Origin of the sequence: Lysobacter sp. ESA13C, assembly GCF_019970005.1 — a bacterium.
In the GTDB taxonomy this organism is placed as follows: domain Bacteria; phylum Pseudomonadota; class Gammaproteobacteria; order Xanthomonadales; family Xanthomonadaceae; genus Lysobacter; species Lysobacter antibioticus_B.
This window is the reverse complement of record NZ_JAHXYK010000016.1, coordinates 90,833-113,287: the sequence shown is the minus strand read 5'-3', so window position 1 is coordinate 113,287 and position 22,455 is coordinate 90,833. Positions and strand designations below refer to the sequence as shown.

The following is a 22,455-nucleotide window of genomic DNA, read 5'->3' as shown; positions in this document are numbered from 1 at the left end:
GCGGGCCAGGCCGGCGCCGGCGATGTACAACTCGCCGGCCACGCCCGCCGGCACCGGACGCAGCATGGCGTCGAGCACGTACAAGCGGGTGTTGGCGATCGGCGTACCGAGCGGCGGCGCCGCGCCGGCCAGCGAGGCCGGCGACAACACCCCGCTCATCGCCGCGCAGACGGTGATTTCGGTCGGGCCGTAGGCATTGACCAGGCGCCGGCCGGCCGACCAGGCCGCGGCGACGTGCGGCGGACAGGCTTCGCCGCCGACGATCAGGGTGCTCGGCCAGGTCTGCGCGCTCGGGTCGAGACTGCTGAGCGCGCTCGGCGGAATCAGGGTGTGGCTGATGCGTTGTTCGTCGAGGGTGCGGGCGAGCGCGTCGCCGAGCAGCAGACCCGGCGGCGGCAACACCAAGGTCGCGCCGGCGGCGAAACACATCAGCATCTCCATCGCCGCGGCATCGAAGCTCATCGAGGCGAACTGCAGCACGCGGCTGGCGGCGTCGAGGCCGAAGCGTTCGATCTGGCTGTGGGTCAGGCTGGGAATGCCGGCGTGGGTGACGACCACGCCCTTCGGCCGCCCGGTCGAACCCGAGGTGTAGATGACGTAGGCCGGATGGCGCGGATCAAGCACGCGCATGCGTTCGCGGTCGTCCGGGTTGTGGCTCGGCGCATGCACCAGTTCGGCACCGAAGCCGTGGTCGTCATCGATCAGCAGCAATTCGGAGTCGGCGGGCAGGCGCGCCGCGCTGGCGCGGGTGGCGATCACTTTGCGCGGGCGCGCATCGGCGAGGGTCCAGGCCAGGCGTTCGGCCGGGTGGTCGGCGTCGAGCGGCAGGTAGGCCGCGCCGGCCTTGAGAATCCCGAGCACGGCGACCACGGTGTCGAGCGAGCGCGGTACGGCGATGGCGATGCGGTCCTCGGGGCCGACGCCGTGCGCGATCAGCGCATGCGCGCAGCGGTTGGCGCGGCGGTTGAGTTCGGCATAGCTGTACTCGTGGCCGGCGCAGACCGCGGCGACCGCCTCGGGCGCGGCGGCGACACGTTGCTGGAACCATTGCGGCACGGTCTGCACGGGCAGCTCGACTTCGTTGCCGTTCCAGTCGTAGAGCACGCGGCGGCGCTCGCGGTCGTCGAGCAGGTCGAACTGTTCGAGGGCGCGCTGCGGATGCGCAGCGATCGCATCGAGCAAACGCGACAGGCGCTCGGCCAGGCGCTCGATGCTGAGCGCGTCGAAACGCGCCGGGTCGTAGTTGAAACGGAACGACAGGCGCGCGCCCGGCGTGACCAGCAGGCTCAGCGGATAGTGGGTGGCGTCGCTGCTGTGGAAGCCGCTGATGCGCAGCTCGCCGAGCGCCGACTCCAGGCCGTCGTGATCGATCGGGTAGTTCTCGAACACGTACAGGCTGTCGAACAGACGCTCGAAGCCGGCCAGGCGTTGCAGCTCGGACAAGTTGAGGTGCTGGTGTTCGATCAGGCCGGCCTGTTGCGCCTGCAGGTGCAGCAGCAGGTCGATGAAGCTCTGGCCGGCCTGCAGGCGCACGCGCGAAGGCACGGTGTTGATGAACAGGCCGATCATCTGGGCGACGTCGCGCAGCTCCGGCGGACGCGCGGAGACCGTGGTGCCCAGGACGATGTCGTCGCGGCCCAGCATGCGCCCGAGCAACAGCGCCCAGGCGCCCTGCACCAGGGTGTTCAGGGTCAGGCCGTGGCGGCGCGCCAACTGGGCCAGGGTGCGCGACAACGGCTCGGGCAGATCGAGGGCGTGATGCGATTGCTCGCCCGACGCCGCTGGACGCGACGGCAGCAACAAGGTCGGCTCTTCGATGTCGGCGAGCACTTCGCGCCAGGCCTGTTCGGCCGCGGCCGGATCGCGCTGGCCCAGCCACGCCAGGTAGTCGCGGTACGGCGTGGCACGCGCCAGCTCGGCGCCGCCATACAGCGCGAACAACTCCTGCACCAGCACCGGCAGCGACCAGCCGTCGAGCAGGATGTGATGGTTGGTGATCAGCAGACGGTGGTGCGCATCGGCGAGGCGTACCAAGGTGAAACGCAGCAAGGGCGCACGATCGAGCTCGAAGCGGCGCAGGTGCTCGGTCTCGGCGACCCGTGCTGCTTCGGCTTCGCGTTGCGCGGCCGGCACCGTGTCGAGATCGACCCGTCGCCAGTCCAGCGGCACGTCGCGCGGAATCAGCTGCACCGGCGTTTCCAGCCCGCGATGGACGAAGGCCGCGCCGAGGTGCGGATGGCGCTGCATCAGCCGGCGTGCGGCGTCGCGCAAGCGCGCTTCGTCGAGCGGGCCGTTGAGATCGAAATGCACCTGCACCACATAGGGGTCCGGCCCTTCGTGGTCGTACAGGGCGTGGAACAGCAGGCCTTGCTGCAACGGCGTCAGCGGCAGGATGTCGGCGACCGCGTGGGCGCCGCCGTGTTCGCGTTCCAAGGTTTCGATGGTGGTCTGGTCGAGTGCGACCAGCGGCAGGTCGGACGGGGTCAGGCCGCCGGCGTCTTCGCGTTCGAGCAGCGACGCCAATGCACCCAGGGCGCGTGCATAGGTTTCGGCCAGGTCGACGATCTGGGCGCGGTCGAACAAGGCCCGCGGCCACGACCAGGTGGCGACGAACTCGGGGCCGTCGGCGCGGTCTTGGGTGAGGGCGTTGAGTTCGATCGCGTGGGCGATCGGCATCGCATCGCCGCCGCTGTTGGCGACTTCTTCCTCGGCCTGTTCCCAATCGCGGGTTTCCGAGACGCCGAAGCGGCCGAGGTAGTTGAAGCTGATCTGCGCGGCTGGCTGCGCGGCGAGCAGCGCGCCGGTATCGGCGTTGAGATGACGCAGCAGACCGTAGCCGAGGCCGTGGTCGGGCACCGCGCGCAATTGCTCCTTCACACGCTTGAGCAAGCGTTCGAGCTCGCCGTCGCCGGCGAAGGCGCGCTCCAGGTCGATCTCGTCCAGCGACAGGCGCAGCGGATACAGGCTGGTGAACCAGCCGACCGTGCGCGACAGGTCGAGCCCGTTGCGATCGCTCTCGCGGCCGTGGCCTTCCAGGTCGAGCAGCAGTGCATCGACTGCCGCGCCGGTGTGGCGGCGGCGCCAGTCGCTCACAGCGAGGGCGAAGCCGCTCAGCAGCACGTCGTTGATGCGGGCGTGGAAGCGCGCCGGCAACGCCGTCAGCAGGGCCGCGGTGACCTCGCTCGGCAGGCTGAGGCTGAAGTGCTCGCTGTTGGCGCCGGTGTCGCGTGCGGGATCGAGCGCGACCGGCGACAGCGGCGGGTCGGACCCATCGGTCGTCGCCGACCAATGCGCCAGCTCGGCCAGGCGCTGCGGCGAATGCGCGTCGTCGGACAATTGCTGCGCCCAGGTGCGCAGCGAATGGCTGCGCGGCGCGAACGCCGGCGCACGGCCGGCACGGATCGCCTCGACCGCGTCGCGCAGGTCCGGGATCAGGATGCGCCAGGACACGCCGTCGACGGCGAGGTGGTGAATCGTCAACAACAGGCGGCCGCCGTGCTCGCCGGCGTCGAACCAGACCGCACGCAGCAAATCGCCGCGCTCGCAGGACAAGGCCTGCGCCGATTCGGCGGCAGCCGCATCGATGCGGGCCTTCAGCGCCGTGCCATCGAGACCGGCGACGTCGATGCGCCGCAGGCAGGCCGCGGCGTCGAGGCTGCCGGGTTCGGGTACGCGCAAGCGCCAGGCCTGGGCGTCGTCGCGGCCCAGGCGCAGGCGCAGGGCGTCGTGGTGATCGAGCAAGGCGGCGAGCGCATCGCGCAGCTCGGCTTCGGCCAGGCCGGCCGGCACCCGCAGCAGCACCGATTGGTTGAAGCCGTCGAGGGCGACCTCGCGGTCGAGGAACCAGCGCAGGATCGGCAGCGCCGGCAGTTCGCCGAGCGGTTCGTCGAGCAGGGCCGGTGCGGCCTCGTCGGCATCGCGGGCGACCAAGGCCAGTGCGGCGACGCTCTGGTGCTGGAACACGTCGCGCGGGGTGATCAGCAGGCCGGCCTTGCGCGCCTGGCTGACCAGTTGGATGGAGATGATGCTGTCGCCACCGAGATCGAAGAAGCTGTCGTCGATGCTGACCCGCGGCAGGCCGAGCACTTGCGCATACAGTTCGGCGAGGACCTGCTCGCGGTCGTTGCGCGCGGCGCGGTGGTGGGTCGGGGTGAAATCGGGAGCCGGCAGCGCCTTGCGGTCGATCTTGCCGTTCGGGGTCAGCGGCATCGACGGCAGCAACACCATCACCGGCTGCATGTAGTCCGGCAGTTGCGCGGCGACATGGCGGCGCAGGTCGCTGAACTGGTCGAAGCTGGCCGGGTTGTTGGTGCAGATGGCGAGCTCGCGCGGTGCGTTCGCCAGGTATAGATCGGTCCACACCGCCGGCGCGGCGGCGTCTTCAGCGCGCACGAACAGCAGGTCGAGCCCCTCGCCGATGGTACCGCCGGACCAGGTCGTCGCGACCCGGTAACCGAGGCGGCGGCCGAGTTGCACCAGCGCTTCGCTGGCCGCCTCAATGGCGCTGCCCGCGGCGATCAGCTGCGCACGCACCTCGGCGATGGCGGTGCCGGAGGCCAGGGCCCGCAGTGCGTCCAGCTCGGGTTGCAGATGCGCATTGGGCACGCCGCGCAGGCGCAGGCCGGCGGGCTGGTGGTCGAGCAGATGGGTGGCGACGGCATCGAAGCCGTCGAAATCCGCGCCCCAGGCGCGCACCGGCAAGGACGCCAGCGAGCGTAGCGGCAGCGGGCCCTTGCGCAGCACCACCTCGTAGCGGTGGCGGCTGAGTTCGTTGCCGTAAGCGCTGCGCTTGGTCTGGATGTCGACCGCGGCGATCGTGTCCAGCCGGTGCGGCAGTTGGCTGAAGAACTCCGGCGCAACCAGCAGTTCCTTCTCGGCCAGCAGGATCTGCTCGATGCGTCGCTGCAGGGTCGCCGCGTCGGTGTCGGCATCGGCCTGGTGTAATTGGATCGCGGTGGCGAAGCTGCGTTGCAGGTGCAGGTTGCGCACGTCGCCGAGGAACAGCGAGCCGCCCGGCGTCAGCAAGTCCATCGCCTGGCGGATCACTTCCAGCAGATAGTCGCCGTTCGGGAAGTACTGCAGCACCGAGTTGATGACGATGGTGTCGAAGCGGCCGTCCTGGCCGTCGCTCGCCAGGCTGTCGCCGAGGCCGTGCATCTCGTGCGCCGGCCGCGCATGCAGTTCGATCTTGCCGGCCAGTTGCGGTTGCCGTTCGATCTCGCCGCGCAGGCGTTCGATGGTCGCCGCCGACAGATCGGTGCCGTGGTAGGCCTCGACGTGCGGCGCCACCTGCGACAGGATCAGGCCGCTGCCGACGCCGATTTCGAGCACGCGCCGCGGCTGCAGTTCGAGGATGCGTTCGACCGTGGCCGCACGCCACTCGCGCATCTGTTCGAGAGCGATCTCGGAGCCGTCGTAGCTGCTGTTCCAGCCGTGGAAGTTTTCGCCGAACTCGACCGCTTGCGGCGGTTCTTCGCCGTACAGGGTCTCGTAGATGGTTTCCCACTCGCCGATCAGGCGCGATTCCTGGCCCTGGTCGCGGTCGGCGTCGCGTTCGTGTTCGAGCACGACATAGGCGACCAGTTGCTTATGGCCCGGCACGTCTTCGCGTGCGACCACGATCGATTGCGCGACCGCGGCGTGGCGCTGCAGCACGTCCTCGATCTCGCCGAGTTCGATGCGGAAGCCGCGCAGCTTGACCTGATGATCGACCCGGCCGATGAATTCGAGTTGGCCGTCGTCGCGCCAGCGCGCCAGGTCGCCGCTGCGGTACATGCGCTCGCCGGCGAGGTAAGGATCGGCGACGAAGCGCTCGGCGCTCAGTGCGGGGCGATGCAGATAGCCGCGCGCCAGGCCCTTGCCGGCCAGGTACAACTCGCCCGGTACGCCGACCGGCACCGGCTGCAGGCCGGCGTCGAGCAGGTAGACGCGGCTGCCGAGGATCGGCGTGCCGATCGGCGGCACCGAGGCGCCCGCCAGTGGCGCGCTCATGGTCGCGCACACCGTGGTTTCGGTCGGGCCGTAGGCATTGGTCATGCGCCGGCCCTGCGACCAGGTCTTGACCAACTGCGGCGCGGTGGCCTCGCCGGCGACGATGAGGTCGCTGCAGGTCGCGAGTGCATCGGCGCCAAGCACCGACAACGCGGCCGGCGGCAAGGTCGCATGGGTGACGCGATGGCGTTGCATGGTCTCGACCAGGGCCTCGCCCGGCAACAGCCGGTCGGCCTCGGCGACGACCAGGGCCGCGCCCGACAGCAGCGCCATGCACAGTTCCCAGAACGCCGCATCGAAGCTCAACGAGGCGAACTGCAGCACGCGCGAACCCGGGCCGACCTCGAAGGCGGCGATCTGGCTGGCGAGCAGGCTCGGTACGCCGGCATGGGTGACGACCACGCCCTTGGGCCGCCCGGTCGAACCGGAGGTGTAGATGACGTAGGCGGCATCGGCCGGCGACGCGGCAGCGAGCTGCGGCGCACCGGTCGCTTGCGCGGCGAGGGTCTGCAAGGTTTCCGGCAGATCCAGCAGCCAGGTCGGCACGCCGTGTTCGGGCAGGCGCGCTTCGATCTCGCGCCGGCTGATCAATCGCGCCGGTTTCGCGTCGGCGAGCATGTAGGCCAGGCGTTCCGGCGGGTAGTCCGGGTCCAGCGGCAGATAGGCCGCGCCGGCTTTGAGGATGCCGAGCACGGCGACGACCATCTCGGGCGAACGCGGCAGCGCGATGGCGACGCGGTCTTCGCGGCCGATGCCCAGGGCGATCAGCGCATGCGCATAGCGGTTGGCGCGGCGGTCGAGTTCGCCGTAGCTGATACAGGCGTCGCCGAACAGCAAGGCCGGCGCTTCCGGATCGCGCGCGACCTGGCGCTCGAACAGGGCCGGAATGGTGGCGTCGGCGATGGCGCCGTGCGCGTCGCCGAGCACAGTGCGGTTCGCGTCGCCGAGCAAGCGCTGGCGTTCGTCGCTATCGAGCAGGTCGATGGCGGCGATGCTGCGCCGCGGGTCGCGGGCGGCGGCATCGAGCAGGCGCAGCAAACGCTGCCACAGGCGTTCGATCGAGGCTTCGTCGAACAGATCGGTGGCGTACTCGATGACGCCGTCGAGGCCGGCCGGCACGCCGTCGGCGGCGAGGCGTTCGCCGAGGTTGAAGAACAGATCGAACTTGGCGCTGCGGAAGTCGGCGCTATGCATCGACACGGTCAGGCCGGGCAGGCGCAGCTCGGCTTCGCTGACGTTCTGCAGGACCATGCCGACCTGGAACAGCGCATGGTGCGAAGTCGAGCGGGTCGGGTTGAGCAGTTCCACCAGGCGCTCGAACGGCGCGTCCTGGTGGGTGTAGGCGGCGAGTGCGGTGGCGCGGACCCGGCCGAGCAAGGTCTCGAAGCTCGGCTGCCCGGACAGATCGGCGCGCAGCACCAGGGTGTTGACGAAGAAGCCGACCAGATCGTCGAGGGCCTGGTCGTTGCGCCCGGCGATGGCGCTGCCGAGAGCGATATCGTCGCCGGCGCCGAGGCGGTGCAGCAATGCCGCGAGGCCGGCCTGCAACACCATGAACAAGCTGGCTTCGTGGCGATGAGCGAGGTCGAGCAGGCGCGCGTGCAGTTCGGGATCGATGCTCAGCGCCCATTGCCGGCCGCGATAGCTGGCGACCAACGGACGCGGCCGGTCGGTCGGCAGCTCGATGCGCTCGGGCAAGTCGGCCAGTTGCGCCTTCCAGTAACCGAACTGCTGCGAGATCAGGCTGTCCGGGTCCTGCTCGCTGCCGAGCAGGCGTTGCTGCCACAGGGTGTAATCGGCGTACTGCACCGGCAGCGGCGCCCAGGTCGGCGAATGTCCCTGCAGACGCGCGGCATAGGCCTGGCCGAGGTCGCGCGCCAGCGGCGCCAGCGAGGAACCGTCGCCGACGATGTGATGCAGCACCACCAGCAGCACGTGTTCCTGCTCGTCGAGACGGAACAGACTGCTGCGCAGCGGCGTCTCGTGAGCGAGATCGAACACGTGCATGGCGTCGGCATGCAGCAGCTCGGCCAGGTTGTCGGGATTGGCTTCGACCAGCGACCACTGCGGAGCGCTTTCGGCGATCGTCAGCACCTGCTGGTAAGGCGTGCCGTCGGCCTCCGGGAAGATCGTGCGCAGGCTTTCGTGACGCGCGACCACATCGCTCAGCGCGGCGCGCAAGGCGTCCAGATCCAGCCGCCCCGACAGGCGCAGTGGCATCGGGATGTTGTAGGCGGCGCCACTGTCGCCCATGCCCGCGTGTTGTTCGAACTTCTGGATGAACCACAGACGACGCTGCGCGTACGACAGCGGCAGCAGCGCCGGACGCGCTTGCGGACGCAGCGCCGGGCGGGCCAACTCGGCCTGCGGCAAACGCGCGGCGAGGCTCGCCACGGTCGGTGCCTCGAACAGGGCGCGCAAGGGCAGTTCGATGCCGAGTGCGGCGCGGATCCGGCTGACCAGGCGGGTGGCCAGCAGCGAGTGGCCGCCGAGGGTGAAGAAGTGATCGTCGAGGCCGACCCGTTCGACCCCGAGCACCTCGCCGAACAGCTCGCACAGCAGGCTTTGCTGCGGCGTCTGCGGAGCGCGATAGGTCTCGGCGGCGCGGTCGCCTTCGCCGGGTTCCGGCAGGGCCTTGCGGTCGATCTTGCCGTTCGGCGTCAGCGGCAGCGCGTCCAGGGCAACGAAGGCCGAGGGCAGCATGTACTCGGGCAGGCGCTCGCCCAACGCCTGACGCAGGGCGGCGCCGTCGAGGCCGTCGGCGACCACATAGGCGACCAAGCGCTTGAGGCCTTCGCGGTCCTCGCGCGCGACCACGACGTTACGGGCGTGACCGAGCTGGGCCAGGGCCGCTTCGATTTCGCCGAGTTCGATGCGGAAGCCGCGGATCTTGACCTGATGGTCGAGGCGGCCGAGGAAGTCCAGACGGCCATCGAAGCCCCAGCGTGCCAGGTCGCCGGTGCGGTACATGCGCCGTCCGTTCTGGAACGGGTCGGCGACGAAACGTTCGGCGCTCAGCGAGGGCCGGCGGAAGTAGCCGCGCGCCAGACCGTCTCCGGCCAGGTACAACTCGCCGGCGACGCCGCTCGGTACCGGCCGCAGCGCGGCATCGAGGACATAGACGCGGGTGTTGTCGATCGGCGCGCCGATGCGCACCGCCTCGCCGGCGGCGACGCGGCTGGCGAGCGACCAGACCGTGGTTTCGGTGGGGCCGTACAGATTCCACAGCGCCGCGGCATCGGCGGCGAGGAAGTCGGCGAGTTCCGCCGGCAGCGCTTCGCCGCCGCACAATACGCGCAGGTTGGCGGCCGGCGTCCACAAGGCGGCGCGCAGCATCTGCCAGGTCGCCGGGGTGGCCTGGATCGCGCTCGGCGCGATCGCGGCGATGTGCTCGCGCAGGCGCTCGCCGTCGGTCGCGATCTCGCGCGGGGCGATGTGCAGTTCGGCGCCGCACAGCAAGGGCAGGTACAGCTCGAGCCCGGCGATGTCGAACGAGATCGGGGTCAGCGCCAGCAGGCGGTCGCCGGCGTCGAGGCCGGGCTCGTGCTGCATTGCGCACAGGAAGTTCTCGAGCGCGCGGTGTTCGATCGCCACGCCCTTGGGACGGCCGGTCGAGCCGGAGGTGTAGATCACGTAGGCCGGGTGGCGCGGATGCAGGGCGCGCACACGTTCGTGCTGGCGCGGGCCGTGCGCCGGGGCGCCGGCGAGACGCTCGCGCAGGTCGGCCGCGTCGAGCGACCAGCGCAAGGCGACCTCGGCCTCGGCGAGCAACGAGAGCGTGTCGTCGTCGCCGATCAGACAGGCCGGGCCGGCGTCTTCGACCATATAGGCCAGGCGTTCGGCCGGATAGTCCGGGTCCAGCGGCAAATAAGCGGCGCCGGCCTTCAGTGTGGCCAGCAAGGCCACCAGCATGTCGAGCGAACGCGGCAGGGCGATCGCCACGATGTCCTCCGGGCCGATGCCTTGCGCGATCAACAGGTGGGCGAGGCGATTGGCGCGCGCGTCGAGTTCGGCGTAACTGAGGCGGGCCTCGGCGCAAACCGCGGCGGTCGCATCCGGGGTGCGTTCGACCTGGGCCTCGAACAGCGCCGGCAGGGTCAGACCCGGCTGCGTGCGTGCGGTGGCGTTGGCCTCGACCAGCAAGCGCCGATGCTCGGCGGTATCGAGCAGCTCGATGCGGTCCAAGGGCAGCGACGGATCGGCCGCGACCGCGGCCAACACGCGCAGCAGGCGCTGCGCCAGCGCTTGCGCGCCGTCCTCGTCGAACAGATCGAGGGCGTATTCGAGGGTGCCGTCGATGCCGGCGGGGGCGCCGTCGCCATCGAAGCATTCGTTGAAATCGAAGCTCAGGTCGAACTTCGACGAGGCCAGCGCCATCGGCTGCGGCGTGCAACGCAGGCCGGCCAGCGCCGCTTGCGGCGGCGGGTTGTTCTGAAGCACCAGCATCACTTGGAACAGCGGGTGATGGGCCAGCGAGCGCACCGGGTTCAGCGCTTCGACCAGTTGCTCGAACGGCAGGTCCTGGTGTTCGTAGGCGGCCAGGTCGGCGTCGCGCACGCGTTCGAGCAACTGCTCGAAGGCCGGGTTGCCGGAGGTGTCGGTGCGCAGCACCAGGGTGTTGAGGAACAGCCCGACCAGGTCGTCGAGCGCGGCATCGGTACGGCCCGCGACCGGGCTGCCGATCGGGATGTCGGTGCCGGCGCCGAGGCGGGTCAACATCGTAGCCAGCGCCGATTGCAGCACCATGAACAAGGTCGCGCCGCGGCGCTGGGCGAGTGTGGCGAGGCTGCGATGCAGATCGACCGGGATCGCGAGGGACAGCGATGCGCCGCGGTAGCTCGCGACCTGCGGACGCGGGCGCTCGCTCGGCAGACTCAACTGATCGGGCAGGGCGGCGAGACGACGGGTCCACCAGGCGAGCTGGCGCGCGTACACGCTGTCGTCGTCGGTGGCGCCTGAGGCCGGGCCGGCGCCGAGCACGCGCCGTTGCCACAGGCTGTAGTCGGCGTACTGCACCGGCAGCGGCGCCCAGGCCGGCGTCAGCCCTTGCAGACGTGCGGCGTAGGCTTCGGCCAGGTCCTCGCTCAGCGGTACCAGCGAGGCACCGTCGGCGGCGATGTGGTGCAGCAACAGCAGCAGCACGTGATCCTGCGTGCCCAGTTTGAACAGGCTCGCGCGCAACGGAATCTCGCGTTCGAGATCGAAGGCATGGGCCGCGGCCGCGCTCAGACGTTCGGGCAAGTCGGCTTCGCTGCAGTCGAACGCATGCAGTTCGACTGCGACCTTCGTCAACACCTGTTGCTGCGGCGTGTCGCCGCCGGGGAACACGGTGCGCAGGCTTTCGTGGCGTTCCACCAGGTCGGCGATTGCCGCATGCAGGGCGGCCGCATCCAACTCGCCGTGCAGGCGCAGCGCCAGCGGCAGGTTGTAGAGGGCGCTGGCGCCTTCGTACTGATGCAGGAACCACAGGCGCTGCTGGGCGAACGACAGCGGCAGCGGTTGCGGACGCTCCTGCACCGACAGCGGCAGGCGCGCACGCCCGCCTTCGCCGAGGCGGCGGGCGAAGGCTTCCACGCTCGGCGCCTCGAACAAGGCGCGGATCGGCAGTTCGACGTCGAAGGTGGCGCGGACCCGGCCGATCAGGCGCGTGGCCAGCAGCGAATGCCCGCCGAGGGCGAAGAAACTGTCGTCGATGCCGACGCGCTCGCGTCCCAACACTTGTGCGAACAGCGCGCACAGCAGGGCTTCGGTGGCGTCGCGCGGCCCGCGAGAATGCGCATGCGGGGCATAGTCCGGCGCCGGCAGCGCCTTGCGGTCGAGCTTGCCGTTCGGCGATAGCGGCAGGATGTCCAGGCGCACGAAAGCGCTCGGCAGCATGTACTCGGGCAGGCGCGCAGCCAGGCCTTGGCGCAACGCTTCGACGTCGATCGACTCGGCCGCGACATAGGCGACCAGTTGCTTGTCGCCGGGCCGGTCCTCGCGCGCGATCACCGCGTGCTGGGCATGGCCGAGTTGGGCCAGCGCCGCTTCGATCTCGCCGAGTTCGATGCGCAGGCCGCGCAGCTTGACCTGATGGTCGACGCGGCCGAGGTACTCGACCTGGCCGTCCGCGCGCCAGCGCGCCAGATCGCCGGTGCGGTACAGGCGCGAACCGTCGGCCGCATGCGGATCGGCGACGAAGCGTTCGGCGGTGAGCGCCGGATTGGCCAGATAACCGCGGGCGAGGCCGACGCCGGCCAGGTACAGCTCGCCGGCGACGCCGACCGGCACCGGCCGCAGCGCGGCATCGAGCACGTACAGCCGGGTGTTCCAGATCGGCGCGCCGATCGGCACCTGCGCGCCGGTCTCGTCGGCGCGGCAGGCCCAGGCGCTGACGTCGACCGCAGCTTCGGTCGGGCCGTAGAGGTTGTGCAGCGGCCGCGCCAGTTGCTCGCGCACGCGGTTGCGCAGCTCGCCCGACAAGGCTTCGCCGCTGCACAGGATGCGGCGCAAGCCGGCGCAGCCGGCCGCACCATCGGCGCCGCGCATGGCCAGTTCCGACAGGAACACGTCGAGCATCGACGGCACGAAGTGCACGGTGGTGATGGCTTCGCGCTCGATCAGTTCGGCCAGGTAGGCCGGGTCGCGATGGCCGTCGGGTCGGGCGACCACCAGGCGCGCGCCTTCCAGCAGCGGCCAGAAGAACTCCCATACCGACACGTCGAAGCTCGACGGGGTCTTCTGCAGCACCGCATCGTCGCCGCGCAAGCCGTACTCGGCCTGCATCCAGGCCAGGCGGTTGACGATGCCGCGGTGCGAGTTGACCACGCCCTTGGGGCGTCCGGTCGAGCCGGAGGTGTAGATCACGTAGGCCGGGTGATCGAGTTCGAGCGGGCGGACCCGTTCGGCATCGGTCGGCGCGCGGTCGCTGGTCTGCGCGAGGGCGGCGAGCAGCGCGGCATCGTCGAGCGACAACAGCGCGGCCTGCGCCGGCAGTTTCGCGGCGACGTCCGAACGCGTCAGCACGCGCACCGGTGCGGCGTGGCCGATCATGTAGGCCAGGCGCTCGACCGGATAATCGGTATCCAGGGGCAGATAGGCCGCGCCGGCCTTGCTGACCGCGTACAGGGCGACGATCAGCTCGACCGAACGCGGCAGGGCCACGCCGACGATGCTCTCCGGGCCGATGCCGTCGGCGATCAGGCGGTGGGCGAGGCGGTTGGCGCGGGCATCGAGTTCGGCATAGCTCAGGCGCTCGCCCTCGAACACCACGGCGACAGCGTCGGGCGTACGCGCGACCTGTTGCTCGAATAGGGCCGGCAGCGGCAGTGCCGGGAAGGCATGGGTGGTGTCGTTCCACTGCTGCAGGACTTGCCGGCGTTCCTCGCTCGGCAACAGCTCGATGGCGCCGACCCGCGCCTGTGGATCGCCGGCCAGCGCGTCGAGCGCAAGCAGGCAGCGCGAGGCGATGCGGTCGATGGTCGCGGCGTCGAACAGATCCGGGCGATAGCTCAGTTTGAGCGCGAGTTCGCGCCCGGGCACGGCGACCAGGCCGAGCGGGTAATGCGAAGCATCGCCGCCCCGGTGACCATGGAAACGCACACTCAATTGCGGGCCGACTTCGAGCGTGCCGGTGGCGTCGGCGCCGATCGGGAAGTTCTCGAACACCACCAGGGTGTCGAACAATTCGGCATGACCGGCCGACTGCTGGATCTCGGTCAGGCTGAGGTGTTGGTGGTCGAGCAGCGCCGATTGTTCCTGCTGCAGGCGCTGCAACAGGGCGCCGACGGTTTCGTCGCGCTGCAGGCGCAGGCGCAGCGGCAGGGTATTGATGAACAGACCGATCATGTCCTCGACGCCGGCCAGTTCGGGCGGGCGTCCGGACACGGTGGCGCCGAACACGACGTCGTCGCGATGGGCGAGCTGTGCCAGCACCAGGCCCCAGGCGGCCTGGACGAAGCTGGCCAGGGTCACGCCGAGCTTGCGGGACTGCGTTTCAAGGCGCGCAGTAAGCGCGGCATCGGCGAAGTAGCGGCGCACTTCCGCTGCGGTCGCTGTGGAGGTCGTGGCCGCGGCGATGCGGGTGGGTTCGTCGAAGCCCGCAAATGCCGCCTGCCAGGCTTCGCGGGCGCCGGCGGCATCGCGGCCGGCGAGCCAGCGCAGGTAGTCGCGATAAGGCGTGACCCGCGGCAGCGCGGCCTCGGCACCGTCGCGATACAGCGCGAACAGCTCGCGCATCAGGATCGGCGAGGACCAGCCGTCGAGCAGCAGGTGGTGGCTGGTGAACGCCAACAGGTGGCGGTCGCGGGCGCAACGCAGCAGGGTGAAGCGCAGCAGCGGCGACTGCGCCGGGTCGAAGTTGCGCTGGGCGTCGTCGGCGAGCAGCCGTTCGAGTTCGCTGTCGCGGCGTTCCGCGGTCAGCGGGGTCAGGTCGATCACTTCCCACGGCAGCAGGCTGTCGCGCGGGATCAGCTGCAAGGGCTGGTCGAGGCCGTCGTGGACGAAGGCCGCACGCAGATGCGGATGGCGGGCGAGCAGGTCGCGTGCGGCGCGTTCCAGGCGATCGCCGTCGAGGGTGCCGTCGAGCTCGAACACCATCTGGGTCAGATAGGCGTCGGGCGCGGAGCGATCGTACAAAGTGTGGAACAGCAGGCCCTGTTGCAGCGGCGACAGCGGCAGCACCTCGGCCAGGGCCTGGCTCGACTCCAGGCGTTCGATCGTGTCCTGGTCGAGCGCGACCAGCTCCAGGTCCGACGGCGTCAGCCGGCGCATGTCGCTGGCGGCGGCATGGACGGCGATCGCGCGCAGCGCCGCGAACCAATGCTCCGCCAAGGCTTCGACTTCGTCTTGCCGCAGCAGTTCGCCGGCCCAGCTCCAGTTCGCGCACAGCTCCGGGCCGTGGTCGCCGGCCAGGGTCAGGGCATTGAGTTCGAGCGCATGCGCGAGCGGCATTGCCGCATCGCCGCCGCTGCCGAGCGCGAGGCTCGGCTCGGCGGCGCTCCACAGAGCGTCGCTGCCGGCGTCGAGATCGAAGCGGCCCAGATAGTTGAAGCCGACCTGCGGCGACGGCCAACCGGCCAGTGCGTAGCGGCCCTCGTCGTCCAGATGGCGCAACAGGCCGTAGCCGATGCCGTTGTCCGGCAGCGCACGCAGTTGCTCCTTGATCGACTTGAGTGCGCGTTCCAGCGGCTTGCCGCCGCGCAGCGCGGCCTGCGCACCGCTTTCGGGCAGGTGCAGGCGCAGCGGGAACAGGCTGGTGAACCAGCCGACCGTGCGCGACAGATCGGCGCCGTCGAGCAGGCCGGCTTCGCGACCGTGGCCTTCGAGGTCGAACAGCACCGAAGCCTCGCCGCCGTTGCCGTGGCTCGCACCGCGCCAAGCCGACAGGGCCAGCGCGAACGCGGTCAGCAGGACGTCGTTGATGCGGCCATGGATCAGCTCGGGCGCGCGGGTCAACAACAAGCGCGTGCTCTCGCTGTCCAGGTGTAGGCTCAGGCTGCGTTGGCCGGCTAGGGTGTCGCGTTGCGGGTCGAGCGGACGCGCGGCGACCGCGCCGGCATCGCCGTCGAGCATCGCGCGCCAGAACGGCAACTCCGCGCGCCGCTGTTCGGCGAGCTGCGGCAAGGCCAGTGCCCATTGCCGCAACGAGGTCGGCACCGGCGCCAGCGACGCGGCACGGTCCTCGGCGCAGGCCTCCCAGGCCGCACGCAGGTCGGGCACCAGGATGCGCCAGGACACGCCGTCGACGGCGAGGTGGTGGACGGTCAACAGCAGATGCGAATCGTCGCCGCCGTCGAACCAGACTGCCTGCAGGATGCGGCCGTCGCGAGGATCGAGCCGGGCCTGCGCAGCCTGGGCCTCGGTTTCGATGAGCCGCTTGCGCGCGGCGGCATCGAACCCGTCGATATCGATGTCGATGCGTCGCAGCAACTCGCGCGCCTGGACACTGCCGGCGGCGCCGACGTGCAAGGTTAAGCCGGCATCGAGGCGCAGACGCAGCGCATCGTGATGATCGATCAGGCGCTGCAGCGCGCTCAGCAAGGGCGCCTCGCGCAGGGCCGGCACGCGCAGCAGCATCGACTGCTGGAACTGCCCGAACGGGCCGTCCTGCTCGAACAGGTCGCGCACGATCGGGGTGGCCGGCAGCTCGCCGACCGGGTCGACCGTCGGCTGCGCCGGCGTCGCCGCCGGGTCGAGCGGCGTCGCGACCGCGGCCAGCGAGCGCACGCTCTGGTGCTGGAACACGTCGCGGGCGCTCAGGCGCAGGCCGGCCTGACGGGCACGGCCGACCAACTGGATCGAACTGATGCTGTCGCCGCCGAGGGCGAAGAAACCGTCGTCGACGCCGACCTCGGCCAGGCCGAGCACCTGCGCGAACAAGCGCGCGAGCAAACGCTCCTGCGCCGATTCCGGCGCCGCGCCGCGCACTGTCTCGATGCTCGGCGCCGGCAAGGCGCGGCGATCGAGTTTGCCGTTGCGGGTGAGCGGCAGGGCGTCGAGGGCGATCACTGCGGCCGGGCGCAGATAGTCGGGCAGACGCTCGCCCAGTTGCCGCAGCACGGCCTGGGTATCGATGGCGTCGCCGACCACATAGGCGACCAGGCGCTTATGGCCGGGGCTGTCCTCGCGTGCGATCACCGCGTTGCCGGCGTAGCCGAGTTCGGCGAGCGCGGCCTGCACTTCGCCGAGTTCGATGCGGAAGCCGCGGATCTTGACTTGATCGTCGGCGCGGCCGAGCACTTCCAGGCGGCCATCGCGACGGCGCCGTGCGCGGTCGCCGCTGCGGTACATGCGTTCGCCGGCATGGAAGGGGTCGGCGACGAAGCGTTCGGCGGTGAGTGCGGCGCGCTCGAGATAGCCGCGCGCCAGGCCGGGGCCGGCCAGGTACAACTCGCCGGCCACGCCCTCGGGCGCCGGCTGCAGCCAGGCATCCAGCACGTAGGCGCGGGTGTTCCAGATCGCACGGCCGACCGAGGGCGCCGTGGCCTCGCGCTCGATCGCGGTGAACGCGGCATCGACGCCGTACTCGGTGGGGCCGTAGGCGTTGTAGCCGCGCACGTCGTCGCGTTCGGCAAAGGCCTGCCATTGCGCCGCGGCGATGGCTTCGCCGCCGAGGATCACGCTGCGCGGGTGCCAATGTGCGGGATCGAGCAAGCCGCGCTGGCGAAGCGGTTCGAAGTGCGACGGGGTCAGGTCGACGGCATGGATGCGGCGCTCGCGCAGGCGTGCGATCAACAGTTCGCCGTCGCGGCGGGTGTCGTCGTCGATCAATTCCAACTGATGGCCGGCGCACAGCCACAGCAGGCCTTCGACGGCGGTGTCGAAGGCGAAGGTCGCGGTCAGGGCGAAACGCACCCGCGTGGTGTCGTTGTCGCCCGCGACCGCACTGTAGAGGGTGCTGCGTTGGTGCTGGAACAGATGCGACAGCGTGGCGTGGGCCACCAGCACGCCCTTGGGCTTGCCGGTCGAGCCCGAGGTGTAGATCAGATAGGCCGGGTGTTGCGGGTGCAGCGGCCGTACTCGTTCGAGATCGGTCGGTGCCTGCGTGGGCATGGACTGCAGACGCGCCTCGAACGCGGCCTCGTCGAGCACCAGCAGCGGCAGATCGGAGCCGAGGCGGGCGGCGATGTCGGCATGGGCGAGCACGCGCGTCGGCGCCGCATCCAGCAGCATCTCGCGCTGGCGCGGGCCGAGATGTTCGAGGTCGAGCGGCAGATAGGCGGCACCGGCCTTGAGCACGGCCAGCATCGCCACGACGCTGTCGGCGGAACGGTTCAGGGCCAGGGCGACGATGTTTTCGGCGCCGACGCCTTCGCCGATCAGCAGATGGGCGAGACGGTTCGCGCGCCGTTCGAGGGTGGCGTAGTCGAGTTCGTCGTCGCCGCAGACCAGGGCGATCGCGTCCGGCGTGGCCGCGGCCTGACGTTCGAACCACTGCGGCAAGGCGGTCGCTTCCACTTCGACGCTGTCGCCGCGCGAGGCTTCGAGCAAACGTTGTCGCTGTGCAGCATCGAACAGGCCCGCGTCGCCGATGCGCTGTTGCGGATCGGCGGCCATCGCCGCGAGAACCTGGATCAGGCCGTCGCCGATCGATCGCGCCGTGGCTTCGTCGAACAGGTCGGTTGCGTATTCCAGCAGGCCGCTCAGGCGCGAGGCGCCGTCGGCGTGGTGCTCGGTGAAATCGAAGCTGAGATCGAACTTGGCGACCGGCGCGTCGAAAGCCAGCAGTTCGCTGCGCAGGCCGGGCAGGGCCGGCAACGCGGGTGCGGCCGTTTGCAGCGACAGCATCACCTGGAACAGCGGATGACGGCCGAGGCTGCGGACCGGGTTGAGAGCATCGACCAATTGCTCGAACGGCAGGTCCTGCTGTGCGTAGGCGGCCAGGTCGAAGCGGCGCACGCGCTCGATCAACTCGGCGAAACTCGGGTTGCCGGAGGTGTCGGTGCGCAGCACTAGGGTGTTGACGAACATGCCGACCAGGCGCTCCAGCGCCGGATCGTCGCGGCCGATGGCCGGGGTGCCGATGGCGATGTCGCTGCCGGCGCCGAGCCGGCTCAGGGTCGCGGCGAGCGCGCTCTGCAACAGCATGAACAAGCTGACGCCGTGGCGCCGTGCCAAGGCCTGCAGGGCCGCGCAGGTTTCGTCAGCGATGGCGAAACGCAGGGTATGGCCGCGGTGGCTCGGGGTCTGCGGCGGTTGCCGGTCGGTCGGCAGTTCGATGCGTTCGGGCAGTTCGGCCAGGGCCTCGCTCCAGTAGGCGAGTTGGCGTGCGGCGAGGCTAGCGGCATCGTCCAAGTCGCCGAGCAATCGGCGCTGCCACAGGCTGTAATCGGCGTACTGCACCGGGAGCGGCAACCAAGTCGGCGCGCGGCCCTCGCAACGGGCGGTATAGGCCTGAGCGAGGTCGTCGGCCAGCGGCGCCAGCGATGCGCCGTCGGCGGCGATGTGATGCATCAGCAACAACACGGCCTGACGTTGCGGCCCAAGTTGGAACAGGCTGGCGCGCAAGGGAATCTCGCGGCTCAGGTCGAAGCCGTGACTCGCCGCACGGGCTAGCGCCTCGTCGAGCTCGGCCTCGTCGCAGTCGACGACCTCGAACGGCGCTACCGCCGCATCGAGCACGCGCTGCTGCGGCGTGTCGCCGTCCGGGAACACGGTGCGCAGGCTCTCGTGGCGTTCGAGCAGATCGGCGATCGCCAGGCGCAAGGCTTCGCGATCGAGCTCGCCGTCCAGGCGCAGGGCCAGCGGAATGTTGTAGGTCGGGCTCGGCCCCTCGATTTGGTGCAGGAACCACAGGCGCTGTTGGGCGAACGACAGCGGCAACTGCAGCGGACGCGTCCGCCGGGTCAGTGCCGGTCGCGCCGGTGCGCTTTCGTTCAAGCGACGGGCCAGGGCTTCGACCGTCGGAGCCTCGAACACCATGCGCAGGCTGAGCTCGACCTCGAGCGCGGCGCGGACCCGGCCGATCAGCCGGGTCGCGAGCAGCGAATGGCCGCCGAGAGCGAAGAAATGATCGTCGATACCGACGCGTTCCACGCCCAGTACCTGCGCGAACAACTCGCACAGCACGCGCTCGCGCTCGTCGCGCGGTTCGCGATGGCTGCGACCTTCGACTTGCGGCGCGGGCAAGGCCTTGCGATCGAGCTTGCCGTTGCCGGTCAGCGGCAAGGCCGGCACGGCGACGAAGGCGCTCGGCAGCATGTACTCGGGCAGGCGGGCGGCGAGGGCGTCGCGCAGGGCGTCGCCGTCAACGGCGTCGCCGACCACGTAGGCGACCAGTTGCGGTTGGCCGGGCCGGTCCTCGCGCAGGATCGCCGCGCTCTGCGCATGGCCGGCGCGGGCCAGGGCGGCTTCGATCTCGCCCAGCTCGATGCGGAAGCCGCGCAGCTTGATCTGTTGGTCGGCGCGGCCGAGGTAATCGATGCGGCCGTCGCCGCGCCAACGCACTCGGTCGCCGGATCGGTACATGCGGCCGCCGTGCTCGAACGGGTTGGCGACGAAGCGCTCGGCGCTCAGGGCCGGTCGCTTGAGATAGCCACGGGCGACGCCGGCGCCGGCGATATACAGCTCGCCCGGTACGCCCACCGGCACCGGCCGCAACGAGGCGTCGAGCACGTACGCGCGCATGTTGTCGAGCGGTGCGCCGATCGGCACGCGTTCGGCGTCGACCGCCAGCACCGGTACTTCGCAGGTCAGGGCAAAGGTCGTCGTCTCGGTCGGGCCATAGCCGTTGACGATGCGCAACCGCGGATGGCGCGCCTGCAAACGGCGGATCGCATCGGCCGACAGCACGTCGCCGCCGGCCCAGACTTGCCGCAGCGAGGCGAACAGTTCCGGCGTGGACTCGGCGAATTCATGGAACAGGCCCGCGGTCAGCCACAGGCTGCGCACCGCGAAGCGCTCGATCAGGCGTTGGAAATCGCGGCCGTCGGCGGCCTCGGTCGGCGCCACGACGATGCGCCCGCCGTTCAACAACGGCACCCACAACTCGTAGGTCGATGCATCGAAGGCGTGGGTCGAATGCAGCAACACGACCTCGTGGCCGTCGCCGAAACGACGGTCGCGGGCGAACTCGACGATGTCGCGTTGGCGCACGGCGACACCCTTGGGCACGCCGGTCGAGCCCGAGGTGAACATCGTGTAGGCGAGCTGTTCGGGATGGATCCCGGTCTTGATCAGGCGGCGATCGATGCGCTCGGCGCGTTCGACGGAATCGAAACGATCCGGCCCCATCAGATCCGGCCCCATCAGATCCAGCCGCAGCAGGTTCGGATGCGACAGAGCGCGCGCATCGAGGCTGGCATCGGCGATCAGTATCGTCGCGTCGGTCTCGGCCAGCACCTGGGCCAGGCGCTCATCGGGATGCTGCTCGTGCAGCGGCACGTAATACGCGCCGGTCTTGAGCACGGCGAGCACCGCGACGACCAAGTCGGGCGAACGGCGCAGCAACAGGGCGATGCCGCGCTCGGCCACGGCGCCGCGTTGCAGCAGTTCGTGGGCGAGCGCGTCGGCGCGGCGGTCGAGTTCGGCATAGCTGAGCGCGCCGTGCTCGCCGACCACGGCGATGGCATCCGGCGTCGCCAGGGCCTGGCGCTCGAACGCGGCTGCGACCGATTCGGGCTCGACCTCATGCGCGGTGTCGTTCCAGTCCAGCAGCAGGCGCTGGCGCTCGGCCGCATCGAGCAGCTCGATCGCGGCGAGCGGCCGCTGCGGATCGGCCGCCGCCGCGGCGACGAAGGCCAGCAGGCGCCGCAGATGCGCGGCGATCTCGTCTTCGTCGTAGCTCTCGGCATTGCCGTCGAAATGCAGCAGGCAACCGTCGCGGCCGATCTGGCCTTCCAGGTTCACCGCGACATCGTTGACCACGCCGTTGGCCAGCGAATGCAGGATGCCGGTCTGGCCGTCGAAATCGAAGGCGTAGTCGAAGGGGATGATGTTAATGCGCGGGCCGAAGCAGCGCTGTTGGCCGCCGTCGGCGAGCGCTTGCAGGATGTCCTTGCCGCGGTAGTTCTGGTGACGCAGCCCCTTGCCGATCTCGCGGCCGGTCGCGCTCGCCAGTTCATGCAAAGTTGCGGTCTTGGCGAACGACAGGCGCAGCGGCAGGACATTGGCGACGGTGCCGGGAATGCCGCGAGCGGCCTTGGAACGTCCGGCCACCGGGAAATCGAACAGCATCTCGTCGCGGCCGGCGATCCGCTGCAGATACGCGGCGACCGCGGCGGTCATCAACTGCGGCCATTTGACGCCGGTGCGTTGCTCGGCTTCGAACAAGCGGTCGACCAAGGCTTGCGGGATCGGCGCGCTGCGGCGATAGAAGCGTGCCGACGGCCGCGGCGTGCGGCCGTCCAGGCCGACCCGCTCCGGGGCGTCGAGCAGATAGTCCTGCCAGTGCTGCGCGTCCTTGGCGTGACGTTCGGATTGCCGATAGCGCAGGTCGTCGTCGACCAGCTCCATGACGCTGGCGAGTTCGCCGGCCGGTTCGAGGCCCTGGCGCAGGGCGTTGTAGCGCTCGCAGATGCGCGCGGTCGCCAGCGAATAGCCGTAGCCGTCCATGACGATGTGGTGATAACGCTGGTACCACTGGTGATGCGCCGGGCCCAGCTTGAACAGGATTTGGGTGAACAGGATCTGGTTGAACGGTGTCGCGGCGAGGTCGTAGACCTGGCCGGCGTCCGCGAGCATCCGCGTATGCGCCTCGGCAATCGGGTCGGCGTGCATCGACAGGTCGACGATCTGCAGGATCGACGCTCGGCTCTCGCCGAGCCATTGCACCGGCCCGTCGACGCGGTGCTCGAAACGCAGCCGCAAGGTGTCGGCCTCGGCGGCGAAGGCGTCTACCGCGCGATTCAAGGCCTCGACGTCGAGCGGACCGCGAATGTCGACGTAACCGCGCGTGTCGTAGTACGCGTTGTCCGGGTCGAACGCCTGAGCGAACCACATTTCCGACTGCGGTGCCGACAGGGGACGCGGATTTGCCTTGCTCAT

At 70.1% G+C, this 22,455-nt stretch carries 1 protein-coding gene (running past one end of the window); it reads right to left on the bottom strand.

What is annotated here, in order from left to right:
* Nucleotides 1-22,455: the 5' portion of a non-ribosomal peptide synthase/polyketide synthase gene (locus tag LC490_RS23665; RefSeq protein WP_223621836.1), read on the bottom strand. The gene continues 5,415 nt to the left of window position 1, outside the view; the window shows 22,455 of its 27,870 coding nt (coding positions 1-22,455); its start codon is at nucleotides 22,453-22,455; its stop codon lies beyond the left edge, outside the window.